The organism is Xanthomonas codiaei, from assembly GCF_002939785.1.
GTDB lineage: Bacteria > Pseudomonadota > Gammaproteobacteria > Xanthomonadales > Xanthomonadaceae > Xanthomonas > Xanthomonas codiaei.
In genome coordinates, this window is the sequence record NZ_MDEC01000005.1 from 14,260 (window position 1) to 25,354 (window position 11,095).

Sequence of the window (11,095 nt, forward strand, 5' to 3'; positions counted from 1 at the left end):
CATCGTGGCGAGTCTTTTAAGGCGCAAATGGAGATGGGAAATCTGCTGCAGCGCAGCGTTACAATCGATTGCAGAGACGGCAAGGTAAAGTGCGCTGCGGCCATTGGGTGCCGCACCGATGCCCAGGGCACTGCATGTCGTCGACCGCGTCTCCGTTTTCCTTCGCGCGCATCCTGGCGCTCAATGCCGGTTTCTTCGGCGTGCAATACAGCTTCGGGCTGCAGCAAAGCAATATGAGCCCGATCTACAACTATCTGGGCGCCGACCATGCCAGCCTGCCGTACCTGTGGCTGGCCGGACCGATCACCGGGCTGGTGCTGCAGCCGTTCGTGGGTGCCTGGAGCGACCGCTCGGTGACGCGCTGGGGCCGGCGCATGCCGTACATGGTGCTGGGCGCACTGGTGTGCAGCCTGTGCCTGCTGGCGATGCCGTTCAGTACCGCGCTGTGGATGGCGGTGTGCCTGCTATGGGTGCTGGATGCGGCCAACAACGTGGCGATGGAGCCGTACCGCGCGTTGGTCAGCGATGTGCTGGCGCCGCCGCAGCGGCCATTGGGCTATCTCACCCAGAGCGCGTTTACCGGCCTGGCGCAGACGCTGGCGTATCTCACCCCGCCGCTGCTGGTGTGGATGGGCATGAACCAGGACGCGGCCAATGCGCACCATATTCCCTACGTCACCATCGCCGCGTTCGTGATCGGCGCTGGATTCTCGGCCGCCTCCATCCTGCTCACCGCGCGCAGCGTGCGCGAACCGGTCATCCCGCCGGCCGAGATCGCGCGCATGCGCCAACGCGGTGCCGGCCTGGGCGCGGTGGTGCGCGAGATCGGCAGTGCATTGCGCGACATGCCGCCGACCATGCGCCAGCTGGCGCCGGTGATGCTGTTCCAGTGGTATGCGATCTTCTGCTACTGGCAATACATCGTGCTGTCGCTGTCGACGAGCTTGTTCGGCACTACCGACGCCACCTCGCACGGCTTCCGCGAGGCGGGCCTGGTCAACGGGCAGATCGGCGGCTTCTACAATTTCGTTGCGTTCCTGGCGGCCTTTGCGATGGTGCCGGTGGTGCGGCGCTTCGGCCCCAAGTACACCCATGCCGCGTGCCTGCTGGCGGCCGGCGTCGGCATGTGGGTGTTGCCGGGTATCGAGAACCGCTGGCTGCTGTTGCTGCCGATGATCGGCATTGGCCTGGCCTGGGCCAGCATGATGGGCAATCCCTACCTGATGCTCGCCGACAGCATTCCGCCCGAGCGCACCGGCGTGTACATGGGGCTGTTCAACCTGTTTATCGTGCTGCCGATGCTGATCCAGATCGTCACCCTGCCGCTGTATTACGACCGGCTATTGCACGGGGACCCACGCAACGTGATCCAACTGGCTGGTGCGCTGATGCTGGCCGCGGCAGTGGCGATGCTGTGCGTGCGCGTCCACAAGTCGAAAGTGATTTTGGCAGATTCGTAGCAATACCTGGCTGACATCGCCGGCTGCCGAAGATGCCAGACGCGCATGCCTGCCGGGGTGCCTGGGTTGCCGAGTACGGTGGACCGACTGGCCGCCCGCCCCCTCATCCGCCCTTCGGGCACCTTCTCCCGCAGGCGGGAGAAGGACGCGGGCTGCCGGCTGGTGTCTCCGAATCCGCGATCCCAATCCCGAATCCCACATCCCGAATCCCACATCCCACATCCCACATCCCACATCCCGAATCCCGAATCCCGAATCCCGAATCCCGAATCCCGAATCCCGAATCCCGAATCCCCGCCTCACGCAGACTCGCGCACCACCAGTTTTACGGGCATTTCAACCGATTCCACGGTGTCGCCCGCGATCAGCGCCAACAGCCTGTCCACCAGCAGGCGCGCGGCCAGGTGGAGATCCTGCCGCACCGTGGTCAGCGGTGGCTGGCTGTAGGCGGCCAGCGGGATATCGTCGAACCCCACCAGCGAGATGTCCTGCGGCACGCGGTGGCCGGCTTCGACCAGGGCGCGGATGGCGCCCACGGCAATCACATCGGAAGCGGCAAACAGGCCATCCGGCGGGTCGGTCTTCTTGAGCATGGCGCGAGTGAGGCGGTAGGCATCCTCGCTGACGAAATGGCTGCGCGCATGCAGCCTGGTGTCGAACTCCAGCCCGTGCCGTTCCAGCGCGTGGCGATAGCCGGCAAAGCGCGGCGCCACCTCCGGTAGCTGGTCATCGCCGAGGAAGGCGATGCGCTGGCGGCCGCTGGCGATCAGGTGCTCGGTAGCCAGCGCGCCGCCTTGGAAATTGTCGCTGCCCACGCTGATGTACGACTGCCCTTCGATGCGGCTGCCCCACACCGCCATCGGCAGGCCCTCGCGTGCGGCTTTGTCCAGCGCGGCGTGTTCGGAACTTTGCCCCAGCACGATCACCCCATCGGAGCGGCTGCCGCGGGCCAGCTGCTCCACCCAGCCATCCTGATGCCGGTCCAGCTTGGACAGCAGCATGCTGTAGCCGCGGCCGGTGAGTTCTTCGGCCAGCAGCGCCAGCATGGTCATCAGGAACGGGTCCGACAGCGGTTGATCCAGCGCATGCATCATCGGCACCGCCACGCTCACCGTGTTGGAGCGTTTGGCGCGCAGGCTGCGCGCGACCGGGTCGACCTGGTAGCCGGCATCGGCGGCAATCTGCTTGATGTAGGCGCGGGTACGCTCGGCCACCACCGGACTGCCGGCCAATGCGCGCGACACGGTGGACTCGGACACACCTGCCATGCGGGCGATGTCGGCCATCTGCGGGCGAGCATTGGGCGGGGTGCGTTCTGAAGGTTTGGCCATGGCAGCGCACTGCGGAAAAGCCAGAGTGTAATCAGTTCGCATTAGTGGCGGGTCGTTCGCGCGGTGGCGGCCGCTTGCGCGCGCGGGCAGGGCGCACACGCGCACGGATCTCCTAGAGCGGCTGACAAAACGTAGCGAGCGCTCGTCAGGTGGGTGCGCACGGCGCGGAGGAACCGCAGTGTACGAACGGTACACGCCGCACCGGGCACCGACCGCGCCCGCCTGGCGGTGAGCGCAGTCGTTTTGCTAGCTGCTTTCTTAGTCTGATTGGCGCTCCCGCAGATACAGCGCCGGGCGTGCAGGGCGGGCGGGCAGCGAGGCATGCAGCCGTGCGCGGGGCGCGTGTTGCGCGTAACGCGCGAGCGCAGCCAATCGTACGCCCGCTCAACCCATGTAGAGGCCGCCGTTGACCGCATAGTCGGCACCGGTGACGTACGCGGCATCGTCGGAGGCCAGCCAGGCGCACAGGCCGGCCACTTCCGAGGGCTTGCCCAGGCGGCGCACCGGCACCGAGGTGGCCAGGCGGTCGAGCACGTCCGGTGGAAAGCTGCTGATCGAGGCGCTGGCGATATAGCCGGGCGAAATGGTGTTGACGGTGACCCCGCGCGAGGCGACCTCCTGCGCCAGTGCGCGGCTGAAGCCGTGCATGGCCGCCTTGGCGGTGGCGAAATTGATCTGCCCGATCTGGCCCTTGTGGGCGCTGACCGAACCGATGTTGACGATGCGCCCCCAGCCGCGCGAGGTCATGCCGTCGACCACCTGCTTGGTGATGTTGAACAGCGAATGCAGGTTGCTGGCGATCACCGCGTTCCAGTCGTCGCGGCTCATCTGCCGGAACAAGGTGTCGCGGCTGCCGCCGGCGTTGTTGACCAGCACATCGATCTCGCCGACTTCGGCCTTGACCTTGGCGAACGCGGCCACGGTGGAGTCCCAGTCGGCGGCATTGCCTTCGGAGGCGACGAAATCGAAGCCCTGCTCACGCTGCTCGCGCAGCCAGGCCGACTTGCGCGGCGAATTGGGGCCGCAGCCGGCGACCACGGTATGCCCGCTGCGCGCCAGTTTCTGGCAGATCGCGGTACCGACACTGCCCATGCCGCTGGTGACGTATGCGATGCGGAGAGTCATTTCGTAACTCCTTCGGAGTTTGGGATTCGGGATTGGGGATGACGGGATTCGTAACAGCGGGCAGCGGCATTGGCTCTTGCGAATCCCCAATCCCGACTGCCGAATCCCGGCGGGAGTCAGCGCGTTGACGAAAACTGACCAAATACCAATTCCACACTGCCCATGCTGCTGGTGACGTATGCGATGCGGAGAGTCATTGGTGTCACTCCTTCGGAGTTGGGATTCGGGATTGGGGATGACGGGATTCGTAACAGCGGGCATTGGTTCGCTCTGGCTTTGGCGAATCCCCAATCCCGAATGCCGAATCCCGGCGTGCGCTAGCGCGCCAACGGAAACAGACCAAACACCAACCCGCCCGCCAACATCAGCATCGAGATCAGCACCGCCCACTTCAGCGTGAAGCGTTGGTGGTCGGCGAAGTCGACCTTGGCCAGGCCCACCAGCAGGTAGGTCGAGGGCACCAGGGGGCTGAGCAGATGCACCGGCTGGCCGGCCAGCGAGGCGCGCGCCATTTCCACCGGGGTGATGCCGTAGTGGCCGGCGGCTTCGGACAGGATGGGCAGCACGCCGAAGTAGAACGCGTCGTTGGACATGAAGAACGTAAACGGCATGCTGACGATGGCGGTGATCACCGCCAGGTACGGACCCCAGCTGTCGGGAATCACTGCCAGAAAACTGCGCGACATCGCTTCGACCATGCCGGTGTTGGACAGGATCCCGGTAAAGATGCCGGCAGCGAAGATCAGCGAGACCACCGCCAGCACGTTGCCGGCATGGTTGACCAGGCGGCGGCGCTGTTCGGCCAGATTGGGGTAGTTGATCATCAGCGCCAACGCGAAGCCGATCATGAACAACACCGGCATTGGCAGCACACCCACCACCAGCGCGCCCATCAGCGCCAGGGTCAGCGCCAGATTCACCCCGAGCAGCTTGGGGCGCTTGATGTCGTCGGTGTCTTCCACGCGCGGCAGGGCGTCGTTGTCGTCGGGCAGGCTGGTGTCCAGCCAGTTGCCGTCGGCCGGCAGGCGCACCACGCCCAGGCGGCGGCGCTCGCGCATGCCCAGATACCACGCCAGCGCGATGATGCCGGCAATCGCCAGCAGCATGGCCGGCACCAGCGGCACGAACACGTGGGCCGGATCCACATGCAGGGCGGTAGCCGCACGCGCAGTGGGGCCGCCCCATGGGGTCAGGTTCATCACCCCGCTGGCCAGGATGGTCACGCAGGTGAGGTTGAGTGCGTTCATGCCCAGCCGCTGATACAGCGGCAGCATCGCCGAGACGGTGATCATGTAGGTGGTGGAGCCGTCGCCGTCGAGCGAGATCAGCATCGCCAGGATCGCCGTGCCCATCACGATCTTCAGCGGATCGCCCTTGACCAGGCGCAGGATGCGCCCGACCAGCGGGTCGAACAGGCCGGCATCGATCATCACCCCGAAGTAGAGGATGGCGAACATCAGCATCACGCCGGTGGGCGCGATCTTCTTGATGCCGTCGAGCATCATCTCGTTGATGCCGGTGCCGAAGCCGCCCAGCAGTGCGAACACGATCGGTACCGTGATCAGAGCCACCAGCGGCGAGAGCCGCTTGCTCATGATCAGGTACATGAAGGTGATCACCATTCCGAAACCGAGCGCGGTCAGCATGCGGGCGAATCCTTTGGGGCGTATAGCAGGGGGAGGCTGGAACACAGCGCTGCGCAGGGAACGCGGCGATGGCGGTGGCGATGCGGATACGCGGGTGCGCTGGGCCTTGCGCGTGCGTCTGCGTGGTGAAGACCGATCGCCGCGTTGCGGAGGTGGCGCCACGGTCGCAGGGTCATGCAATACCCAGCAGCTGCGTCGACCACTGGCGGGACGATGCAATGCATCAGAAGTCGTACTGGAAGCGGCCGGTCACCGCCAGCGTGTGGTCCACCACCGCATCCATGGTGCGGTCCCGATTGCGACTGTCGATGATGTTGAGCATCACGCGCAGGTTCGGCTTGAAATACCAGTTGCCGCCCAGCGTCCACGATTGCGTGCTGGCATCGATGAAGTCGGGCTGGCCATCCAGGTGCTGGTTGCCGCGCATGTAGTCGTAGCGCAAGGCCAGTTCGAACGCACCACGCCGATGATTGGGCGTGGCGATGCGGCTGAAGCGGCCGGTCTTGCGGTCGTAGCCGCGCGATTCGCCGGTGACGAACCAGCTGACCAGGGCATAGCTGGCCAGCACCGTGGCATGCTGGCTGCCATCGTCGAGCAGGCCACCGCTGAATTCGCTCTGCCACGACCACGGGCCCAGCACTTCGGCATATTCCAGCGACCATTTATCGAAGTCGGTATCGCGGCCATCGGCAAACCGCGCCAGGGTGATGCGGTTGTTGTTGGCCAGGTCGTTTTCCGGGCGCGGGCGAATCAGCAGTGGCGCGTTGCCGGCGCTGCCGGGATGCGAATAGCGCTCGTGCGCCAGGGAGATGCCCAGATGGCGCAGACGCGCCTGGCCCATCTCCGGCGCGAAGGTCAGGCGCGTGCCCAATGCGCCACCCTTGGTGGCCGAGTTGTCGATGCTTTCCAGGCTGTAGAGCGCCGTGGACCAGGTCGCATCCGGGCGATTGGCCTGCCAGGAGATCGCCTTGCGGTAGATCGGCGCCAGCGTGGTGGCCGCATAGCCGCGTTCCAGGAACGGGCCGTAGTTGGAGCCGGTGCGGTCGTCCAGCGAGAAGTACTGCTTGAATTGCCCCACGGTCAGCGTGCCGGCTGCGAATTTCTTGGCGACATAGACGTCGCGCGCCAGGATGCCGCGGCTGCCGGGTTCGTACTGCAGGCCTGCGAACTCGGCTTCGGCCTTGTAGTTGAAACCGTAGAACTTGCCGGCCACATCCAGCCAGGCACGGCGGAACTGGGTGTCGTTACGCTCGGGCGTGCCGCGTTCGTCGTTATCGAACACGGTGAAATCCCAGTGGATACGCCCGCCCACTTCGGCGGTGACCGGGCCTTCGTCATCGGCCGCATATGCCGCCGGTGCCAGGCAGAGCGCAGCGCAGGCAGTGAAGGCACGCAGACGCAAGGTGTCGTTGCTCACAGACCCTCCCAGGTACATGTGTGAATCACGTTCAGCGATGCACCGCACAAACCGCCGCGGCGCGGTGGCAGCAGCCTAGTCCGGCGAAGCTGTCATGGACCTGTCGTGGAGGGGCGGGGATTGCGGAGTCGGGATTGGGGATTGGCAAGAGCACAATCGCAATTGCGGCAAGCTTTTGTGTGCACGGCCTGTTACCTTCCCGCCGCGGCCAAACGCTGTTACCAATCCCCAATCCCTATTCACGAATCCCTGCCGCATGCGCCTGCTCCTGGTAGAAGACAATGCCGACCTCGCCGATGCCATCGTGCGGCGGATGCGTCGTAGCGGGCATGCGGTGGATTGGCAGGCCGATGGCTTGGCGGCGGCGAGCGTGCTGCGGTATCAGAGCTTCGACCTGGTGGTGCTGGATATCGGACTGCCCAAACTCGACGGGCTGCGCGTGCTGGCCGGGATGCGCGAGCGTGGCGACACCACGCCGGTACTGATGCTGACCGCGCGCGACGGCATCGAAGACCGCGTGCAGGCACTGGATGTCGGCGCCGACGACTATCTGGGCAAGCCGTTCGATTTCCGCGAGTTCGAAGCGCGCTGCCGCGTGCTGCTGCGGCGCAATCGCGGCCAGGCCAGCGAGGTGGTGCAGATCGGCGGATTCGTGTTCGACAATGCCGCGCATACGGTAACCCTCGATGGCGCGCCGATCGAACTGCCCAACCGCGAATACCGACTGCTGGAAATCCTGATCGGGCGGCTGGGCCAGGTGGTGGGCAAGGACGAGATCGGCAACGGCCTGTTCGGGTTCGACGACGATGCCGGGCCGAACGCGATCGAACTGTACGTGGGCCGGTTGCGGCGCAAGCTCACCGGTGCGCCGTTGCGCATCGTCACCGTGCGCGGCGCCGGCTACAAGCTGGAAGAAGCCGACCCGCATGCACCAGCGGAGCCAGGCGTCGATGGCTGAGCCGCCGATGGTGGCGCCATCGATCCGGCGCACCCTGCTGCTGTACCTGGGCAGCCTGTCGCTGCTGGGCGCGGTGGTGCTGTTCTTTGCCGCGCGCGACTACGGCGAGCGCGCGGCCAATCGGTCCTACGATCACCTGCTGGTGTCCTCGGCGCTGTCCATCATCGACAGCGTCGCCCTGGTCGGCGGCGACTGGCAGGTGGATCTGCCCTATGCCTCGCTGGACCTGCTCGGCATGGCGCCGGAAGACCGCGTGTTCTACCGCGTCTTCGATGCGCAGGGCCGCACCATCACCGGCGAGGACAGCTTGCCCTTGCCAGCGCAGCCGCCCAGCGATGAGCGGCCGGTGCTGTTCGATGCGCAGTACAGCGGCGAGCCGGTACGCTTTGTGGTGGTGATGCACCGGGTGGCCTCCGCCTCCGAACAGGGCGAGGTGCGCGTGCAGGTGGGCCAGACCCGGCGCGCGCGCGATGCGGTGGCGCGCGATGTGGTGCTCAACGCCTTGATCGCGATCGGGGTGTTGTCGCTGCTGGCGCTGGGCCTGGTGTGGCTGGGCGTGTACCGCGCGTTGCGGCCGTTGCAACGGATCGAGCGCGATCTGTCGCGGCGCGAGCCCTCCGACCTCAAGCCCCTGAGCGTGCCGGCGCCGCAGGAAATGCAGCTGATGGTGACAGCACTCAATCGCTTCATGGCGCGGCTGTCCTCCAGCAACGAGACCCTGCGTGCGTTCATGGCCGAAGCCGCGCACCAGATGCGCACGCCGCTGGCCGCCTTGCGTGCGCAGGCGCAGCTGGCCATGGACGACGACGACCCGCGCGAGATGCAACGCAGCCTGGCCGCGATCGAGCGCAACGCCAGCCACATGAGCCGCCTGCTCAACCAGTTGCTCAGCGATGCCAGCGTGATCCATCGCGCCAACCTGCAGCGCTTCGCCACCGTGGATCTGGCCGAGGTACTGCACCAGGCGCTGCACGAGGCCTTGCCGCGCAGCGAGGGCGCACCACGCGTGCAACTGGCCATCGACCCGCAACCGGCGCTGCTGCGCGGCGATGCGCTACTGCTGCGCGAAGCGCTCAAGAACCTGATCGACAACGCCTGCAAGTACGGCGGTGGCGCGCCGCTGCAGGTGGCACTGACCAGTGACGGCCAACAGCACGTGCTGACCATCGCCGACCATGGCCCCGGCATCCCGGCCGCCGAAGCCGAGCGCGTGTTCGAGCGATTCGTACGCGGGCCGGATGCACCTGCCGGTGGCGCCGGACTGGGGCTGGCCATCGTCAAGCGCGTGGTGCAGGCGCATGGCGGGCGCATCGACCTGGCCAACCGGATCGGCGGCGGCCTGATCGCCTCGCTGTATTTTCCTGGAGGACCAGCATGATGCGCACGGCATGGCTATTGGTGTTGTTGCTGCTGCACGGTGTTGCCTCTGCGGCGCCGGGCGAGGTGCGGCGGTTTCCCGCACGCGGTGTGGCGCAGGCGCAGCTGCGCGTGCAGGGCTCCACCGACCTGGAGGTATTCGCGGCAGTGATCCAGGACTACCAGCGCCTGCATCCCGGCACCGAAGTGGTGTACGAGGACGTGATCGCCTGGGACATCTACGATCACTACCTGCACCCGGGCGGAAACGCGATCCAGGCGGACATGCTGATCAGCGCCAGCATGGACCTGCAAACCAAGCTGGTGAACGATGGCCACGCACTGGCGCACCGCTCGGCGCAGACCGAGGCGTTGCCGGCCTGGGCGCAATGGCGGCACGAGGTATTCGGTATCAGCTACGAGCCGGTGGCCATCGTCTACAACACGCGCAAGCTCGATCCCGCGCGGGTGCCGCGCACGCGGCGCCAGTTGCTGGCACTGCTGCGCGCAGCGGATGCGCCATTGCGCGGCAAGGTGGGCACCTACGATGTGGAGCGCAGTGGCGTGGGCTACCTGTTCGCCACCCAGGACGGCCAGGTGGGCAGCATTGCCGGCGCGCTGTTGGCCGCGCTGGGGGCCAACCAGGTCAGGCTGGAAGAGCGCACCGGCACCTTGCTCGATCGCGTCAGCCGCGGCGAGTTGTTGCTGGCCTACAACGTGCTCGGGTCCTACGCACAGACCCGCATCGATGCCGGCGCGCCGCTGGGGATCGTGCAGCCGCAGGACTACACGCTGGTGGCGCTGCGCACCGCGGTGATTCCCAAGACGGCACCACATGCGCCGGAGGCGCGCAGGTTCCTGGACTACCTGCTGTCGCCGCGCGGCCAGCAGGTGCTGTCGCGCGAAGCGCGGCTGATGCCGATCCTGCCGGCGGCCGGTGGGCGCGGCGGTTCGGCGCAGCCGCCGTTCCGGCCGATCCCGCTCGGCCCCGGCCTGCTGGTCTACCTGGACAAACTCAAGCGCCGCCAGTTCCTGGATGCCTGGCGCGCGAGCACGCAGCCGCCGCGTTAGGGCAACGGCATCGTTCGCGCCCGTGTGCCAGACTTGGCGCATGGCCGATCTCACCATTCTCGTCGCCGACGACCACCCCTTGTTCCGTGCTGCGGTGATCCATGTGCTGCAGCAGACCCTGCCGCAGGCGCAGGTCGTGGAAGCCTCCAGCGCTGCCACGCTGAGCGCGATGCTGCGCTCGCATCCGCATGCCGAACTGGTGCTGTTGGATCTGGCCATGCCGGGCGCGCGCGGCTTCTCGGCGCTGCTGCATGTGCGTGGCGAGCATCCGGACATCCCGGTGGTGGTGATCTCCTCCAACGATCACCCGCGGGTGATCCGGCGCGCGCAGCAGTTCGGTGCGGCCGGCTTCATTCCCAAGTCCACGCCGGCCGAGACGATCGGCACCGCCGTGGCCAGCGTGCTGGACGGCGGTACCTGGTTCCCGCCGATGACCGCCGAACGGTCCGAAGCCGACGCGCAATTGGCCGCCAAGCTCGCCCAGCTCACCCCGCAGCAGTTCCGCGTGCTGCTGAGCCTGGCCGACGGCCTGCTCAACAAGCAGATTGCCCATGAGCTGGGGCTGGCCGAAAACACCGTCAAGGTGCACGTCACCGCTATCCTGAAAAAGCTCGATTGCTACAGCCGCACGCAGGCTGCGGTGCTGGTCAAGGCATTGGAGCCGGAAGGGGAGTTGTAAGTGGGAGCGGTCGACGCACTGTGCTGGACGTGCAGCCACGCGCCAGCGCCAA

General features: G+C 66.5%; 9 protein-coding genes and 1 other RNA gene. 5 read left to right on the forward strand and 5 right to left on the reverse strand.

Annotation, left to right across the window (positions count from 1 at the left end):
• The first annotated feature begins 134 nt into the window (after window positions 1–134).
• Entirely contained in the window at window positions 135–1,460 is a 1,326-nt protein-coding gene (locus XcodCFBP4690_RS04920) for an MFS transporter (protein ID WP_104539901.1), read from the forward strand.
• Window positions 1,461–1,759: 299 nt separating this feature from the next.
• Here the strand turns inward: XcodCFBP4690_RS04920 and XcodCFBP4690_RS04925 are convergent, their stop codons facing one another.
• The 5 genes from XcodCFBP4690_RS04925 to XcodCFBP4690_RS04945 form a co-directional block, all read right to left on the reverse strand.
• Window positions 1,760–2,791: a LacI family DNA-binding transcriptional regulator gene (locus XcodCFBP4690_RS04925; RefSeq protein ID WP_104539902.1), complete on the reverse strand. Its 1,032-nt coding sequence runs from the start codon at window positions 2,789–2,791 to the stop codon at window positions 1,760–1,762.
• Window positions 2,792–2,910: 119 nt separating this feature from the next.
• Window positions 2,911–2,986, reverse strand: a non-coding RNA gene (locus tag XcodCFBP4690_RS04930) — sX9 sRNA.
• A gap of 189 nt (window positions 2,987–3,175) precedes the next feature.
• A complete protein-coding gene (phbB, locus tag XcodCFBP4690_RS04935) occupies window positions 3,176–3,916 on the reverse strand; it encodes an acetoacetyl-CoA reductase (RefSeq protein ID WP_064510408.1) in 741 nt (246 codons plus the stop codon).
• Between the two features lie 317 nt (window positions 3,917–4,233).
• On the reverse strand, window positions 4,234–5,562 hold the full coding sequence (locus XcodCFBP4690_RS04940; protein ID WP_104539903.1) for a CitMHS family transporter: 1,329 nt from the start codon (window positions 5,560–5,562) through the stop codon (window positions 4,234–4,236).
• A gap of 223 nt (window positions 5,563–5,785) precedes the next feature.
• Window positions 5,786–6,979 carry an OprO/OprP family phosphate-selective porin gene (locus XcodCFBP4690_RS04945; RefSeq protein WP_104539904.1) on the reverse strand — a complete coding sequence of 398 codons (1,194 nt, stop codon included), beginning with the start codon at window positions 6,977–6,979 and terminating at the stop codon, window positions 5,786–5,788.
• Window positions 6,980–7,235: 256 nt separating this feature from the next.
• Here XcodCFBP4690_RS04945 and XcodCFBP4690_RS04950 point away from each other — a divergent pair, with 256 nt between their 5' ends.
• From XcodCFBP4690_RS04950 to XcodCFBP4690_RS04965, 4 genes are read left to right on the forward strand one after another with little or no spacing between them, the layout of a single operon-like run.
• Entirely contained in the window at window positions 7,236–7,937 is a 702-nt protein-coding gene (locus tag XcodCFBP4690_RS04950; RefSeq protein ID WP_104539905.1) for a response regulator transcription factor, read from the forward strand.
• Window positions 7,930–9,315: a sensor histidine kinase gene (locus XcodCFBP4690_RS04955; RefSeq protein ID WP_104539906.1), complete on the forward strand. Its 1,386-nt coding sequence runs from the start codon at window positions 7,930–7,932 to the stop codon at window positions 9,313–9,315. Before XcodCFBP4690_RS04950 ends, XcodCFBP4690_RS04955 begins: the two co-directional genes overlap by 8 nt.
• Entirely contained in the window at window positions 9,315–10,364 is a 1,050-nt protein-coding gene (locus XcodCFBP4690_RS04960; protein ID WP_104540046.1) for an ABC transporter substrate-binding protein, read from the forward strand. Before XcodCFBP4690_RS04955 ends, XcodCFBP4690_RS04960 begins: the two co-directional genes overlap by 1 nt.
• 40 nt (window positions 10,365–10,404) lie before the next feature.
• Window positions 10,405–11,043 carry a response regulator gene (locus XcodCFBP4690_RS04965; protein ID WP_104539907.1) on the forward strand — a complete coding sequence of 213 codons (639 nt, stop codon included), beginning with the start codon at window positions 10,405–10,407 and terminating at the stop codon, window positions 11,041–11,043.
• Window positions 11,044–11,095: the final 52 nt, after the last annotated feature.